The following is a 14,904-nucleotide window of genomic DNA, read 5'->3' as shown; positions in this document are numbered from 1 at the left end:
GTACCAAAAACGAAATTTTGGTACCGGCCTTTTTAACTAAAATTTCTGACAAGTTATAAAATTTAAATATCTATATCTTTGATTGACACTATAACTTGATAGGAGTATTATATATTAATGAATTAGAATATCGTTAAAATACAATATAATTTGTATGTATTAAAAATATAAAACTTTAGAAACTAAGATAAAAGACATTTTTGGTGGTGTTTTATGGTTGATTATTTTATATTTAGCTTTATTTTAAAAAGGCTTAAATTTTCCCTTAACATATTTTTGTTATTAATGTTGTCAATATTAGTTTTTAATGCAAATTACGCTTTATCATATTTTTTAGGATATATTATTGGGATATTTAATTTTATTCTATTGTCACTAGGTACAAATTACATAATAACAAGAAAAGTTAATCACTCTAAGATTATTCAGTTTATATTTTTTACGATGAGAATAATTTTAATAGCGTTAATTTTAGCAAGTGCAGTTAAGGATGGTTATAACGTTTTTATACTCTTTTTAGGGTTTTTAACAATAAATATATCTATAAAAATAGGTGCATTATTAGACTGTAGAAGGGAGGGACAATATGGGAAAGAGTGAAGCGATTTTTACATTAAGACTTTTAGGATTAAATATACCCATATATTTTTCAGTTATAGCACAGTGGATAGTTATAGCCTTTATAATGCTGATAGTTCCATTTTTAGTAAGAGACTTAAAGACAGTTCCAAGGGGCAAACAAATTTTTGTAGAAACAGTTGTGGAAAAAATAAATTCCCTTGTAAAGGGGAGTATGGGAGATGAATACAAAGGTTTTGCACCCTTTTTTGGAACACTGATGATTTATCTTTTGTTTTTAAATTTATTTGGCTTAACAGGTTTTAGGCCTCCTACTGCAGATTATAGTGTAGCACTTGGTTTAGCACTTATATCCTTTGTGCTAATACAGGTAAATGCTATAGTTCACAGTGGGATATTAGGGTACTTTAAGGGATATGCAAAACCATTTTGGTTTATGCTTCCTTTAAACATAATAGAGAGATTGGTTGTACCTGTTTCTTTGAGTCTAAGATTATTTGGTAATATAACTGCTGCAGTTATTATGATGGAACTTCTATATGAAGGATTGGAATTTTTAAGCTATTCACTTCACCTTAAGGTTCCTGTATTTGCAGCCTTTTTACCAATACCATTTCATATATACTTTGATTTATTTGATGGAACAATACAGATGTTTATATTTGTTATGCTAACAATGATTTTTATAAAAACTACATCAGAACATTAAAGGAGGAGATTATAATGACTACAATGGATCCAAAAGCATTTATATTAGGACTTTCAGCAATAGGAGCAGGTATTGCTGCACTTGCAGGACTTGGTGCAGGAATAGGTACAGGAATTGCTACAGGCAAGGCAGTAGAAGCAGTTTCAAGACAACCAGAGGCTAAAAATGATATAGTTAGTACACTAATCATAGGTTCAGCCTTCTCAGAAGCAACAGCAATTTATGGATTGCTTGTTGCAATACTACTTATAATTGTTAAGTTAGTATAAATTTAAAAGGACTATTTCTTAAATTTAAATTAGCCCCACGAAAGTAATTTATATTCAATACTTCGTGGGGCTAACCAAAACTTATGTATAGAAACAAAAGGGTGAACCTTAATTTATAGCCTTTGGAGGTGAAAGTATGGAGATAAAGTTAGCGACAGTTTTAATAACAATATTTAATGTTGTTATTTTATATATATATCTTAAGAAAAAGCTTTTTATACCAGTCACAACCTTTATGGAAAACAGAACAAATACAATTGAAAATAATATTAAAACATCGGTAAATAAAAAGAAGGAAGCAGAAGAGCTTAAAAAACAATATGAAGAAAAGCTTAAGGAGTTAAATGAAGAGGGAAGAAAAATAGTTGAGGAATATAAAATTAAAGCCCAAAGCATTCACGATGAGATTGTTGAGGCAGCAAAAAAAGAGGCAGATTTTATAAGGCAGAGGGCAAGAGAAGATGCAGAACTTGAAATGGAAAGGGCACAGGATGAAATTAAAAAGCAGATTGTATCTTTATCGCTTTTAGCTGCTGCAAAGGCAATTGAAAGGGAACTTGATGAAGAAAAACATCATGCACTAATTAGGGAATTTATAAATAGGGTAGGTGCATAATATGCATGAAATAGTTGCGGCAAAGTATGCTGAGGCACTTTTAGAAGAGGCAAAAGTAACAGGAAATTTAAAGGAATGTGTTGAGGATCTTGATAATTTTTGCAAACTTCTAAAGGAAAATAGTCAGTTTTATGAGTTTTTAGTACATCCAGAGATAAAGGATGATGAGAAGATAAATATAATAAACAGTTCATTAAAGGGTAAAACACCAGATGAACTAATAAGAACAATAATTCTTCTTATAACCCACGATAGAATAGAGGATATATTCCTTGTTAATGAGGAGTTTAAATATAGGTATTATGAACATATTGGAGTAAAGTTTGCACTTGTAAAAACAGCCATAAAATTAAATGATGAAGAAATAGAAGCTTTGAGAAGTAAACTTAAGAGAAAGTATAATTGTGATATTGAGATAGAGAATATTGTTGATGAGTCCTTAATTGGAGGAGTATATCTTAAGGTATCAGATGAAACAATAGATGAGACAGTAAAGGGAAGGCTTGAGAGGATAAAGAAGCAACTTCTAAAGAAGGATGAGGTGATAATATGAGCATAAGACCTGATGAAATAACAAGAATATTAAAAAGGCAGCTTGAGGAATATGAAAACAAATTTGAAATAGAGGATACAGGCACGATAGTTCAAATTGGAGATGATATTGCAAGAATCTATGGTTTAAATAACTGTATGTCAGGAGAACTTTTAGAGTTCCCAAATGGAGTATATGGTATGGCACTAAATCTTGAGGAGTCAAATGTAGGTGCAGTTCTATTTGGAAATCAGCAGGGGATAAAAGAGGGAGATATAGTAAAAAGAACAGGAAAGGTAGTTGAAGTTCCTGTTGGAGAAGCTTTAATAGGAAGGGTAGTAAATGCATTGGGTGAACCAATAGATGGGAAAGGCCCAATAAAGACAACAAAAACAAGACCAGTTGAGACACAAGCTCCAGGAGTTATAGAAAGAAAATCGGTAAAAGAGCCTATGCAGACAGGTATAAAGGCGATAGATTCAATGGTTCCAATAGGTAAAGGACAAAGAGAACTTATTATAGGAGATAGACAAACAGGTAAAACAGCAATTGCAATAGATGCGATTATAAACCAAAAGGGTAAGGACGTAATATGTATTTATGTTGCAATAGGACAAAAACAGTCAACAGTTGCCCATATAGTTAACACATTACAACAGGCAGGTGCAATGGACTATACAATAGTTGTATCAGCTTCTGCATCTGATACAGCACCACTACAATTTTTAGCTCCATATGCAGGTTGTGCTATGGGGGAAGAGTTTATGTACAATGGAAAACACGTTTTGATAATTTACGATGATTTATCAAAGCACGCGGTGGCATATAGAACTATGTCACTACTATTAAGAAGACCACCAGGACGTGAAGCTTATCCAGGGGATGTATTCTATTTACATTCAAGACTTTTAGAGAGGGCTGCAAAGCTTTCGGATGAATTAGGAGGAGGTTCTATGACTGCTCTTCCTATAATTGAAACCTTAGCAGGTGATGTTACTGCATATATTCCAACAAACGTAATTTCCATTACTGATGGACAGATATTCCTTGAAACAGACCTTTTCTTTGCAGGGGTAAGACCTGCTATAAACCCTGGTATATCAGTTTCACGTGTTGGAGGTTCTGCACAAATTAAAGCTATGAAGCAGGTTGCAGGTATGCTAAGAATTGAGCTTGCACAATATAGAGAGCTTGCAGCATTTGCACAGTTTGGTTCAGACCTTGATAAGGAATCAAGGGCACGAATTGAGAAGGGACAAAGACTTGTAGAAATCCTAAAGCAGGAGCAGTATTCACCTATGCCTGTTGAAGAACAGATAGCTATTTTATATGCAGCAATAAATAATTATTTAAATGATATTAAAGTTGAAGATGTTAGAAGATTTGAAAAGGAATATTTAGATTTTCTAAAAACTCATAAGAGAGAAGTTTTAAATGCAATTGTTGAGAAAAAGGAATTAACAGATGAAATTAAGAAGATGTTAGAGGATGCTATTAACGAATTTAAGGGTAATTTTAAATAATATACCCTTCTGGAGGTGTTTTTATGGCAGGAGGGCTAATTGACTTAAAAAGAAGAATAAAGTCAGTACAGAATACTCAAAAGATTACAAAGGCAATGGGGCTTGTTGCAACATCAAAATTTAAAAAGGTTAGAGCAAGGGCTGAAAAGAATGAGCCATATATAAATAAATTCAATGAGGTCATAAAGACATTAGCATTAAGTCAAGATGCAGAGTCAAGTATATATTTTAATAAAAATAAGGTTGATACGGATTTATATATAATTATAACTTCTGATTCGGGGCTATGTGGCAGCTATAATGCAAATGTTATAAAAAGAGCCCTAGAAGATATGGAGGGTAAAAAGGTTAAGCTATTAACTGTTGGGGAAAAGGCAAGGAGCTTTTTTGTAAGAAGGGGATATGATACTATTGCAGAGTATGTAGAGGTTGGCGATTATCCTGTTTATTGGGATGCTGTAGATATTATGAAACACGCAATAGACTCCTATAAAAATGGCGAGGTTAGAAGTGTAAAACTTATTTATACTAAGTTTTATTCGCCTGTTAAACAAGAGGTGGAGGTTTTAAAACTTCTTCCACTTGAAAAGCCAAAGGATAAGGTAAACAGGGAATTTGAGTTTGAACCAAGAGCCAGTAGGGTTTTAGATTATATTTTTCCAAAGTATCTTAACAATATGCTCTACTATGCTATTTTAACAAGTATTGCGAGTGAATATGCAATGAGGATGAATGCTATGGATAGTGCAACTAAGAATGCACAGGAGTTATTGAATAAGCTGCAAACAATGTATAATCGATTAAGACAGAGCAGCATAACTCAGGAGATAACAGAGATTGTAAGTGGTGCAGAAGCATTGAAGGAGTAGGAGGGATAGTGTGAGTAAGGGAAAGGTTGTACAGGTAATTGGACCTGTTGTTGATATAAGGTTTGAAGAAGGCCATTTACCAAGTATATATAATGCAATAAAAATAGATAACAATGGAAAAGAGCTTGTTGCAGAGGTTATGCAGCATATTGGAGATGATACGGTAAGAGCTATTGCTATGGATTCAACTGATGGACTTGTACGTGGTGCTATGGCAGAGGATACTAATGCACCTATATCAGTACCTGTTGGTGATAAGACATTGGGTAGATTATTTAATGTTTTAGGAAAGCCTATAGACAATTTAGGAGACGTAGAGGCAGAGGAATACTACTCAATTCATAGAACACCACCAAGTTTTGAAGAACAATCTGTTCAACCAGAGATGTTTGAAACAGGTATTAAGGTTATAGATCTTCTTGCACCATATCAAAAGGGTGGAAAGATTGGTCTATTTGGTGGTGCAGGAGTAGGAAAGACAGTTTTAATACAGGAGCTTATAAATAACATAGCAAAACAGCACGGAGGACTTTCTGTATTTACAGGAGTTGGAGAGAGAACAAGAGAAGGTAACGACCTTTATAATGAAATGAAGGAATCAAAGGTTATAGATAATACAGTTCTTGTGTTTGGACAGATGAATGAACCACCTGGAGCAAGAATGAGGGTTGCTCTAACAGGGCTTACAATGGCAGAATATTTTAGAGATAAAGGTCAAGATGTGCTTTTATTCATAGATAATATATTTAGATTTTCACAGGCAGGTTCAGAGGTTTCAGCATTGCTTGGAAGAATTCCATCAGCAGTTGGATATCAGCCTACTCTTGCAACAGAGATGGGTGCACTTCAGGAGAGAATTACATCTACAAAGCACGGTTCAATTACATCTGTTCAGGCAGTATATGTTCCTGCAGATGACTTAACAGACCCAGCACCTGCAACAACTTTTACACACCTTGATGCAACGACAGTTTTATCAAGGTCAATAGCAGAGCTTGGTATTTATCCAGCAGTTGACCCACTTGATTCAACATCAAGAATACTTGATCCAAGAATAGTTGGTGAGGAACACTATGAAACAGCACAGAGGGTAAAAAATATTCTTCAAAGATATAAGGAGCTTCAGGATATAATTGCAATACTTGGGATAGATGAACTGTCTGAGGAGGATAAGCTTGTTGTATCAAGGGCAAGAAAGGTTCAAAGATTTTTATCACAACCCTTCTCAGTAGCAGAACAATTTACAGGTATAAAAGGTAAATATGTACCTGTAAAGGAAACAGTAAGAGGATTTAAAGAGATACTTGATGGAAAATACGATAATATTCCAGAAGCAGCCTTCTTTATGGTTGGAACTATAGATGAGGTTGTTGAAAAGGCAAAGGCATTAGGATATGAGGTATAAGAGGTGATGTTATGGCTAAATTTAGCCTGGAGATTGTTACACCAGATAGAAGATTTTTTAAAGGAGAAGTAGATTCGTTAATTGTAAGTAGCCTTGTTGGGAAAATGCAGTTTCTTGCAAACCACACCCCCTATGTTGCCGCACTTTTACCTGATGTTATAAAGATTACACAAAATGGCTTTAATAAGTATGCTGTTATTGCAGGAGGTTTTATCGAATTTATAGATAATGAGGCAATAATAATGGCAGATGCAGCAGAGTGGCCGGAGGAAATAGATAGAGAAAGGGCAGAGGAAGAGCTTGATAGAGCAAGGAAAAAGCTTCAGGCAAAGGATGAAAATATTGATTATCTTAAGGCAAAATTAAAGCTTATGAAGGCAACGGCAAGATTGAAGGCAAGTGATATAATGAACAAAAAATAGAAAATTTGAATAAAACCACTTTTTCATGGACATACTCTTTTATAAAAAGGGGAGGGTGTTAAAATGAAAAAGTGGTTTTGTTTATTATTAGTTTTAATCATTCTGATTTTTTCATTTTGGAATTATCAAAATAAAATTTATTCAGACATTATTGATGCTTGTTATGAAGCAGGTGGTGAAACAATAAATATACAGTTAGAGGGAAGTAGTTTTCTATCAGGTTATAATGATAAATATTTGTTATCAAAAGAGCTAATCAGTGGTTTTGATGTCATATCCTATGAATATACACAAACAGATGAAGAATTTCTTCTTAATGCAATCATACCAAGCGGTTACATAACAGTAAGATTAAGGGATGTAGAGAATAAAATTTATGCTTCCTTAACAGTTTCACAAAATGCACATAATGTGAATATAAATAATATTAAGCAGACTATTTTTATTAACTTTATAAGACATAGAGCAATACCTAAATTTTCAATACTGGTTGTAGGAAGGTTTAATGGAAGATTAACAACAGCACAGATGAAGGAAAAGGCAATTGAAATATTAAAGAGTAAAAGGGCTATTTTTGTAGATGGGATTGAAAATGAAAACTTGGTTAGCGTATCTGCTTTTTTACCAACTTTAGAGGAGAGAAAGAAGTGTGAAGATAGGTATATAAACTTAAACATAGCCTTAAGATATAGTGATTTAAATAAATGCACATATATTTGGATTGGCAGTCCACTTATATTTGAAGAGTATTAATTTTTGGAGGAATATATGATGGAAAGGATTGTTGTAAAAGGAAATAACAAATTAAGAGGAACAGTAAAAATAAGTTCGGCAAAAAACTCGGTGCTCCCTATTATTGCTGCATCTATTTTATGCCACGAGAGATGTGTTATAGATGATGTACCAAATCTTGATGATGTTAAAGTAATGTGTAGTGTACTTGACTCTTTGGGTGTAAATATCAATATGGATATTAATAAAGGTATAATAGAAGTTAAGGATGGTTCTTTAAAAACATTAGAACCTCCCTATGAACTTGTAAAAAAGATGAGGGCATCTTTTTTAGTTTTAGGTCCAATACTATCAAAATATGGAAAAGCAAGAATTTCAATGCCAGGAGGATGTAATATTGGAAGTAGGCCTATAGATTTACATCTAAAGGGTTTTTCACTTCTTGGTGCAGATATAAATATTGGACACGGATATGTGGAGGCGGAGTGTAAAAAACTTAAGGGGAACAAAATCTATTTAGACTTTCCATCAGTTGGTGCAACAGAAAACATAATGATGGCAGCTGTTTTAGCAGAGGGAGAAACAGTAATTGAAAATGCAGCAGAGGAACCAGAGATAGTTGATCTTGCTAATTTTTTAAACAGAATGGGAGCAAATATTTTAGGAGCTGGAACTGACACAATAAGAATTCAGGGTGTGAAGGAATTAAAGGGGACAATCCATCAGCCTATACCAGACAGAATAGAAGCTGGAACCTATATGGTAGCAGCTGCAATTACAAGAAGTGATTTAATAATTGAAAATGTAATTGTAGAGCATATAAGACCTATTATAGCAAAGCTTGAGGAATGTGGAGTAAAGGTATTAGATGTTCCAGGAGGAGTTAGGGTTATAGGAACAGATAATCCTAAACCAGTTGATATTAAAACTTTACCTTACCCAGGATTCCCCACAGATATGCAGGCACAATTTATGGCATATTTATGTACTGTTGAAGGAACATCTATTGTAACTGAAACAGTATTTGAAAATAGGTTTATGCACGTAACTGAACTTAAGAGAATGGGAGCAAATATAAAAATAGATGGTAGAAGTGCTGTTATTGAAGGGGTTAAAAAACTAACTGGAGCAGATGTTAGAGCAACAGATTTAAGAGCAGGAGCTTGTTTGATTTTAGCAGGACTTGTAGCAGATGGTGTGACAACAATTGGAGATATTCAACATTTAGATAGGGGCTATGTTGATATTGTAGGCAAGATGAAGTCTATAGGGGCAGAAATTGAAAGGGTGTAGGAAGGTGCCGTAATGGCACCTTTTGTTTTTTGGCATTGTACCCCCCATAAAGGATTTATCTGGCATTTGTTCATTTGAAAGAGCCCATTGAAATCTTTTATAGGGCTTTTTCATACTTTGGCTAACGAGTGTTTTTTTAACAATTTGAGATGCTGTAATGGCACCTTTTGTTGTTTAGGAATAAATAGAAGAATAGTGAAATAAAATTGTAGTAGAACTTTACGAGGGGGGATTAAGTGAAAAGGGTAACAGGCTTTTTTTTATTTATTTTATTTTTAATGATAGGTATACCCCTAATCATTTCTGGAGGTGTTAGAGAGGATACAAAATTACCCTATTACATATCAAAGATTCAGCAATTTGTACCAGAACCGCTAAAAAAGCCACAGGTTGAGGACAAGCTAAAGGAGGAAAAAAGTGATAAATCAATAAAAATAAAGGTTTTTATTGAAGGACAGAACAAAATAGTTGAATTAGAGCTAGAGGACTACATAAGAGGTGTTGTAGCAGCAGAAATGCCTGCAGCCTTTGATATAGAGGCTCTAAAGGCACAAGCCATTGCAGCAAGAACCTTTGCCTTTGCCAATTTAATTCAAAATGGTGGTTCGGGCTGTGCAAAACATAGCGGTGCTGATGTATGTAGTACTGTTCACTGTCAAGCTTATGTTACAAAGGAGGAGAGATTTAGAAATTGGCCAGCCTCTATGGCAAATGAATATTGGAATAAATTAACGCAGGCAGTTTTAGAGACTAAAGGGATGGTAATAACATATAACAATGAGGTTGCAAGACATATAAAATATCATTCTACAAGCAATGGTAAGACTGAAAACAGCATATATGTTTTTGGATACCAAGAACCATACTTGGTGAGTGTTGAAAGTCCCTATGAGGAGGGAACACCAAGTTTTTCATCAAAGGTTGTTATGAAGAAGCAGGAGTTTATAAGAAGAATAAAAGAATTAAATCCTGATGTAAGTATTAGCAGTAATAATTTAGCAAAGCAAATAAAAATACTTGAATGGACAGAGGGAGATAGGGTTAAAACAATAAAAATAGGAAATAAAACATTTTCAGGAATAGACATAAGGTGGGCTATGGGTTTAAAGTCGGCTTCTTTTACTATAAATATTGACAGTAAAAATGTTACATTTAATGTAAAGGGCTATGGTCACGGGGTAGGGATGAGCCAGTGGGGAGCAAATGAAATGGCTAAAAGAGGTAAAAAATATGATGAGATACTAAAGCATTATTATAAGGGAATAGAAATTAAAAAAATTGATGAATTGGTGAATAAAAAACAGTAATTAAGAGCATCTTACTAAATGTAAGATGCTTTTTTATTCTTATGTATAAAATGTCACAAACTGGAGAAAATACTAATGGAGGTGTTGATAGTGGGAGAAAAAAACATTTTCAAAAAATCAAAATTCTTTAACAAAGACAGTTTCTATGTAATTTTATTTATCTGTCTTTGTATAGTAGCCGTAGCAGCAGTGTTTATTACAAGGAACAACGAAAGGAATATATCCAATAAGTTAGGTGATTCAAAGCTTACTGAAGAAAAGAAGACAACACAACCTAACAATGAACCAACACTAATCGAAGAAAAGACAAAGAACAAGACTGTTCCTGCTTCAAATTTACCAAAGCAAACAACAAGTAATAATCCTCAAAACAGCACTAATAATTCAACTTCAACAAAGAAATCACAGCAAAGTTCAGTAGTTTCCTTCAAACTTAACAAACCAATAGAGGGACAAATAGTAAAACCCTTTGATGATACTAAACCTCTATTTAATAAAACATTAAACCAATGGGAAACTCACGAAGGAATTGATATTGAAGCAGATTTAGGAACAGAAGTAAAGGCTGCTGCTGATGGAAAAGTTTTAAAGATATTTAAGGATGACAAGATAGTTAATACAATCAACAAAACAGGATTTGGTGTAACAGTTGTTGTTGATCACGGTAATGGATATCAAACAGTTTATTGTAATCTTGCTGAGGACTTAAAGGTTAAAGAGGGCCAAAAGGTTACTAAAGGTCAAGTTATAGGAGTTGTTGGAGATACTTCTGTTAGAGAATCCGTTGCAATTGAAGGAAGTCATCTACACTTTATGCTTCTAAAGAAAAATGGTAGTGAATATGTACCAGTAGATCCACAAAAATTTCTAAAGTAAATTAATAAAAAATAAGGTTGCAAACCTAAAGGTTTGCATCCTTATTTTAAAAAAATTATTATAAAAGACTAAAATTTTACATATTATGATATAAGAGTATTTAAGGGAGGTACATGCCTTGAAGGACTATATAGAAGAGAGAGTTTTAGAAGTTGCAAAGTACATCATTGAATCTAAGGCAACAATAAGAAAAACTGCTAAGATGTTTGGAGTAAGTAAAAGCACCATCCATAAGGATATAACAGAGAGGTTGCCCAAAATTAATCCACAGATTGCAAAGGAAGCAAAGGAAGTATTGGATTTAAATAAAGCAGAAAGGCATATTAGAGGAGGGAAGGCAACTAAATTAAAATACAAATCTGCAGAAGCATAATAGCACTCCCTATTTTCTTAACAAAAAATTTACTTTTTAAATAAAGGAAAAAAGTAAAAAATGTAGAATAATTAATTGTTAAGTAAAATTATGTAGGGAGTGTGTCAAATGGGATTTTTTACTGCAAATGACATTGGAATAGACTTAGGAACTGCCACAGTACTTGTATATGTAAAAGGAAAAGGAATAGTATTAAAGGAACCATCTGTAGTTGCTATAGAGAAAATGAGTAATAAAATTTTAGCTGTTGGTGAAGATGCCAAAAGTATGATTGGTAGAACCCCAGGCAATATAGTGGCAAAGAGACCATTAAGGGAAGGTGTAATTTCTGACTATGATGTAACAGAAAAGATGTTAAGTCATTTTATAAAGAAGGCTTACAATAAAAGAGGATGGGGTAAGCCAAGAGTAGTAGTATGTATTCCCTGTGAGGCGACAGAGGTTGAAAAAAGAGCAGTTAAAGATGCAGCATTGAATGCAGGTGCAAGAAAAGTTTATTTAATAGAAGAACCTATAGCAGCAGCAATTGGTGCAGGATTAGATATATCAAAACCAAGTGGTACAATGGTGGTAGATATTGGGGGAGGAACCACAGACGTTGCAGTTATATCCCTTGGAGGGATGGTAGTTAGGTCTTCAGTAAAGGTTGCTGGAGACAAATTTGATGAGGCAATTATTAGATATATAAGAAAGAAATATAAGTTGATGATTGGAGAAAGAACAGCAGAAGAATTAAAGATTAATATTGGATGTGCATTTAAGAGAGAAGAAGATGTTTCTATGGAAATAAGAGGAAGAGATTTAATTTCAGGTCTTCCCAAAAATATAGTTGTAAGTTCTGAAGAGATAAGAGAAGCACTTGCTGAGCCTGTACACGAAATTGCAGAATGTGTTCATTCAGTTCTTGAAAAAACTCCTCCAGAACTTGCAGCAGATATAAGTGATAAAGGCATACTTATGACAGGAGGAGGTTCACTTCTTTGGGGACTTGATAAATTCATAGAAGATAGGACTAACGTGCCTGTTAAGGTAGCAGAGGATGCAGTATCCTGTGTAGCACTTGGAACAGGGAAAGCATTAGATTTTATAGAAAAGCTTGAAGAGGTTAAAATATCAAACTATTAAAAGCACGCATAACTGCGTGCTGCAGATTGTTGACAAACTTAATTGTTAGCAAAAATCTGAAAAGCCCCATGATAGGATTTCAATAGGCTCTTTCATAAGCTTTAGCAATTCTTAGCTTTTCGACTTTGGAAAAGTCCGTAATTCGGCACAGGACGTGCCGAGCCGAGCGGCCATCAGGACGATGGCATCGCGAGGGTAGACTTTATCAAACAAAGAAAAGCTTAGAATTGCTTAGCGATATGAATCGATGACCAATAAATCCTTCATGGGGCTAATCATTGTTTTAAAGTGACTCCTTTGCTGCCTTTATAAAGGCATCTGTTATTACTTTTGCCATCTGCATAACAAACCCGAGTCTTGTAGAATTAAAGGCAAATATATCCGAATTATCCGTTGTATCTACAACTCCTATTATAGAGATATCTCCAACTTTTGGTAATTTTTTACCAACACCCTTTCCAGGAGATACAGGTCCTAACTTAACTTGAATATCACCAACAAAATCAGAATATCCAAGGCAAGCATCTACTGCAATAACAAAATGATGTTTATAATATTGATTAATAAAGTTAATCTTTGTTTCTAAGTTTACTGCGTGGGCAGGATCCTCGAGTGTCCCAATTACAGGCAGATTGAAATTTTTGTCGGTGAGTAAAGTTCCAACTAATGGACCTAAGGAGTCTCCAATACATTTATCAGTACCAATACACAGAATAATAGTATTTTTACGTATAAATTTTTTAAGATATTCCGAAAGCTTATCAACAGCATCTTTATCTTTAAAATGTACCTTCATTCCTATTAAATCATCTCTATTAGGCACATCCTCCACCCCCTTATTTAATATATACACATATATAAAGGTAAATTATTACTAAAATGAATATAAAAAAAATTAAGGGGGAAAATATAATATGAGGAGGGGTGTTATGAAAAGAATATATAGTTACCTTGTAATTATTATAACTATAATAACACTGTATACAATGTTTACAATCAAACCCAATGAAGTTGAGACTTTAGTTAATGAAACAATTGAGGAAAAAGTTTATGATGTTCAAGATGAGAACACAGGCTATATATTTGATGATTTTAATCGGGGTATTAATATAAAGCTTGAAGAAAATAAAACTAAAGATAAAGAAGAGAAAAAAACAAATAAGCAAAGTTTAAATAATATAGAAAAATTAAAATACATATATGATACTTATATAGCGAGTGAATATTACAACATAGACAGCATAGCTGAAACAACACAAGTAGCAACATACGATGTTATGTCTATGGAAAATAAAATAAGCCTTGATGATAAGGCTTATATTTTTTCATTAATAAAATACTTGAAACCTTCTGATATTTTAATATTAAATGACATAATAAAGGATGGGGTTACAGAAAAGGAAGCCGATTATATATTTAAAATTTTAAAGGATAGGCTTCCTAAGGAAAAATATGAAGAGTTAATAGGTATAGTTTATAAATATAGCAATTAATCCTTTTTGCAAATTTTGCTTATTTTTTCTTTATCCCATATATTAAGTTGATCTATATTTGTAATCGCATTCAGTATATTATCCTTTACAAAGGGTATATCGTGTTCAATTTGTTTTATTAAATCCTTCATATATTGTCTCTTTGTTTCACCATTTGCAGGGCAGGGATTTTTAACAACAGGAATATTATATTTATTACAAGCTCCTATTATTTCCTTTTCATACACATAAACAAAAGGCCTTATTAAATATAAATCCTTCCTTGATAAATAGGTTACAGGAGAAAAGGTATTAAGTCTTGCTTCATAAAAAAGTGATAATAAAAAGGTTTCAATGGCATCGTTAAGATGATGACCAAGAGCAACCTTATTACATCCAAGTTCTTTAGCAGTATCGTGCAGTATTCCTCTTCTCATATTAGCACAAAGAGAACAAGGATTTTTTTCTTTCCTAACATCAAATAATATTTCACCTATTTGAGTTGGTACTATTTTAAATTCAATATCAAGCTCCTTAAAATATTCTATTAAAGGTTCAGGGGTATATTCTTTAAAACCCATATCAATTGTTATAGCTACAATATCGAATTTTTCATTAGAGAATCTTTGATACATCTTTAATGCTTTAAGAAGCAGATTGCTATCCTTACCACCTGATACACCAACAGCAATTTTATCGCCATCTTGAATCATATTGAAATCTGTTGCAGCCCTTCGTAGCTTTCCAAGTATTTGTTTCATTTTATCCCACCTTTTAATTACGATTATTTATAGATTAAATT

18 protein-coding genes are annotated in these 14,904 nt (G+C 33.2%); 16 read left to right on the top strand and 2 right to left on the bottom strand.

The window, feature by feature from the left end; genetic code table 11:
- Positions 1-213 precede the first annotated feature (213 nt).
- The 15 genes from A3M9_RS0103085 (at position 214) to A3M9_RS0103015 (ending at position 12,630) form a co-directional block, all read left to right on the top strand.
- Positions 214-600, top strand: a complete 387-nt coding sequence (locus A3M9_RS0103085; protein ID WP_027307901.1) for an ATP synthase subunit I — start codon at positions 214-216, stop codon at positions 598-600.
- Entirely contained in the window at positions 587-1,288 is a 702-nt protein-coding gene (locus A3M9_RS0103080; RefSeq protein ID WP_027307900.1) for a F0F1 ATP synthase subunit A, read from the top strand. Before A3M9_RS0103085 ends, A3M9_RS0103080 begins: the two co-directional genes overlap by 14 nt.
- Positions 1,289-1,311: 23 nt before the next feature.
- On the top strand, positions 1,312-1,557 hold the full coding sequence (gene atpE / locus A3M9_RS0103075) for an ATP synthase F0 subunit C (RefSeq protein WP_027307899.1): 246 nt from the start codon (positions 1,312-1,314) through the stop codon (positions 1,555-1,557).
- Positions 1,558-1,693: 136 nt separating this feature from the next.
- On the top strand, positions 1,694-2,173 hold the full coding sequence (locus A3M9_RS0103070) for a F0F1 ATP synthase subunit B (protein WP_027307898.1): 480 nt from the start codon (positions 1,694-1,696) through the stop codon (positions 2,171-2,173).
- A gap of 1 nt (position 2,174) precedes the next feature.
- Positions 2,175-2,726: an ATP synthase F1 subunit delta gene (atpH, locus tag A3M9_RS0103065; protein ID WP_027307897.1), complete on the top strand. Its 552-nt coding sequence runs from the start codon at positions 2,175-2,177 to the stop codon at positions 2,724-2,726.
- A complete protein-coding gene (gene atpA / locus A3M9_RS0103060; RefSeq protein WP_027307896.1) occupies positions 2,723-4,228 on the top strand; it encodes a F0F1 ATP synthase subunit alpha in 1,506 nt (501 codons plus the stop codon). Before atpH ends, atpA begins: the two co-directional genes overlap by 4 nt.
- A 23-nt stretch (positions 4,229-4,251) precedes the next feature.
- Positions 4,252-5,097, top strand: a complete 846-nt coding sequence (gene atpG / locus A3M9_RS0103055; protein WP_027307895.1) for an ATP synthase F1 subunit gamma — start codon at positions 4,252-4,254, stop codon at positions 5,095-5,097.
- Between the two features lie 10 nt (positions 5,098-5,107).
- The gene (atpD, locus tag A3M9_RS0103050; protein WP_027307894.1) at positions 5,108-6,502 is read left to right on the top strand and encodes a F0F1 ATP synthase subunit beta; all 1,395 of its coding nucleotides are present in this window, start codon (positions 5,108-5,110) and stop codon (positions 6,500-6,502) included.
- 11 nt (positions 6,503-6,513) lie between these two features.
- Positions 6,514-6,924, top strand: coding sequence for an ATP synthase F1 subunit epsilon (gene atpC / locus A3M9_RS0103045; RefSeq protein ID WP_027307893.1), 411 nt, complete (start codon positions 6,514-6,516; stop codon positions 6,922-6,924).
- 63 nt (positions 6,925-6,987) lie between these two features.
- Positions 6,988-7,677 (top strand): YwmB family TATA-box binding protein, encoded by a 690-nt coding sequence (locus A3M9_RS14100; RefSeq protein WP_027307892.1) that lies wholly within the window; start codon positions 6,988-6,990, stop codon positions 7,675-7,677.
- An 18-nt stretch (positions 7,678-7,695) separates the two neighbouring features.
- On the top strand, positions 7,696-8,949 hold the full coding sequence (gene murA / locus A3M9_RS0103035; RefSeq protein ID WP_027307891.1) for a UDP-N-acetylglucosamine 1-carboxyvinyltransferase: 1,254 nt from the start codon (positions 7,696-7,698) through the stop codon (positions 8,947-8,949).
- Positions 8,950-9,185: 236 nt separating this feature from the next.
- Complete coding sequence (spoIID, locus tag A3M9_RS0103030; protein WP_027307890.1) at positions 9,186-10,256, top strand: stage II sporulation protein D; 1,071 nt, start codon at positions 9,186-9,188, stop codon at positions 10,254-10,256.
- A 90-nt stretch (positions 10,257-10,346) separates the two neighbouring features.
- Positions 10,347-11,132, top strand: a complete 786-nt coding sequence (locus A3M9_RS0103025; protein WP_027307889.1) for a M23 family metallopeptidase — start codon at positions 10,347-10,349, stop codon at positions 11,130-11,132.
- A 118-nt stretch (positions 11,133-11,250) separates the two neighbouring features.
- Positions 11,251-11,505: a sporulation transcriptional regulator SpoIIID gene (spoIIID, locus tag A3M9_RS0103020; protein ID WP_027307888.1), complete on the top strand. Its 255-nt coding sequence runs from the start codon at positions 11,251-11,253 to the stop codon at positions 11,503-11,505.
- Positions 11,506-11,613: 108 nt separating this feature from the next.
- Positions 11,614-12,630, top strand: coding sequence for a rod shape-determining protein (locus A3M9_RS0103015; RefSeq protein WP_027307887.1), 1,017 nt, complete (start codon positions 11,614-11,616; stop codon positions 12,628-12,630).
- A 283-nt stretch (positions 12,631-12,913) separates the two neighbouring features.
- On the opposite strand, the gene yyaC is transcribed toward A3M9_RS0103015, so the two are convergent.
- Entirely contained in the window at positions 12,914-13,453 is a 540-nt protein-coding gene (gene yyaC / locus A3M9_RS0103010; protein WP_027307886.1) for a spore protease YyaC, read from the bottom strand.
- Between the two features lie 106 nt (positions 13,454-13,559).
- On the opposite strand from yyaC, the gene A3M9_RS0103005 reads away from it, so the two are divergent.
- The gene (locus A3M9_RS0103005; RefSeq protein WP_143290220.1) at positions 13,560-14,123 is read left to right on the top strand and encodes a hypothetical protein; all 564 of its coding nucleotides are present in this window, start codon (positions 13,560-13,562) and stop codon (positions 14,121-14,123) included.
- On the opposite strand, the gene A3M9_RS0103000 is transcribed toward A3M9_RS0103005, so the two are convergent.
- Positions 14,120-14,863, bottom strand: a complete 744-nt coding sequence (locus A3M9_RS0103000; protein WP_027307884.1) for an ATP-binding protein — start codon at positions 14,861-14,863, stop codon at positions 14,120-14,122. The genes A3M9_RS0103005 and A3M9_RS0103000 overlap by 4 nt on opposite strands.
- Between the last annotated feature and the right edge of the window lie 41 nt (positions 14,864-14,904).

The sequence above is a fragment of the Caloramator sp. ALD01 genome (genome assembly GCF_000472625.1).
Lineage (GTDB): Bacteria > Bacillota > Clostridia > Clostridiales > Caloramatoraceae > Thermobrachium > Thermobrachium proteoclasticum.
The sequence above is the reverse complement of the archived record's forward strand: the minus strand, read 5'-3'. Positions and strand labels throughout refer to the sequence as shown.

Coding starts and splice junctions, on each gene's coding strand:
- A3M9_RS0103015 (WP_027307887.1), top strand. CDS start 11,614: ATGGGATTTTTTACTGCAAATGACATTGGAATAGACTTAGGAACTGCC.
- A3M9_RS0103005 (WP_143290220.1), top strand. CDS start 13,560: ATGAAAAGAATATATAGTTACCTTGTAATTATTATAACTATAATAACA.
- murA (WP_027307891.1), top strand. CDS start 7,696: ATGGAAAGGATTGTTGTAAAAGGAAATAACAAATTAAGAGGAACAGTA.
- atpC (WP_027307893.1), top strand. CDS start 6,514: ATGGCTAAATTTAGCCTGGAGATTGTTACACCAGATAGAAGATTTTTT.
- atpH (WP_027307897.1), top strand. CDS start 2,175: ATGCATGAAATAGTTGCGGCAAAGTATGCTGAGGCACTTTTAGAAGAG.
- A3M9_RS0103070 (WP_027307898.1), top strand. CDS start 1,694: ATGGAGATAAAGTTAGCGACAGTTTTAATAACAATATTTAATGTTGTT.
- atpG (WP_027307895.1), top strand. CDS start 4,252: ATGGCAGGAGGGCTAATTGACTTAAAAAGAAGAATAAAGTCAGTACAG.
- A3M9_RS0103080 (WP_027307900.1), top strand. CDS start 587: ATGGGAAAGAGTGAAGCGATTTTTACATTAAGACTTTTAGGATTAAAT.
- A3M9_RS0103085 (WP_027307901.1), top strand. CDS start 214: ATGGTTGATTATTTTATATTTAGCTTTATTTTAAAAAGGCTTAAATTT.
- A3M9_RS0103000 (WP_027307884.1), bottom strand. CDS start 14,863: ATGAAACAAATACTTGGAAAGCTACGAAGGGCTGCAACAGATTTCAAT.
- atpA (WP_027307896.1), top strand. CDS start 2,723: ATGAGCATAAGACCTGATGAAATAACAAGAATATTAAAAAGGCAGCTT.
- A3M9_RS14100 (WP_027307892.1), top strand. CDS start 6,988: ATGAAAAAGTGGTTTTGTTTATTATTAGTTTTAATCATTCTGATTTTT.
- atpE (WP_027307899.1), top strand. CDS start 1,312: ATGGATCCAAAAGCATTTATATTAGGACTTTCAGCAATAGGAGCAGGT.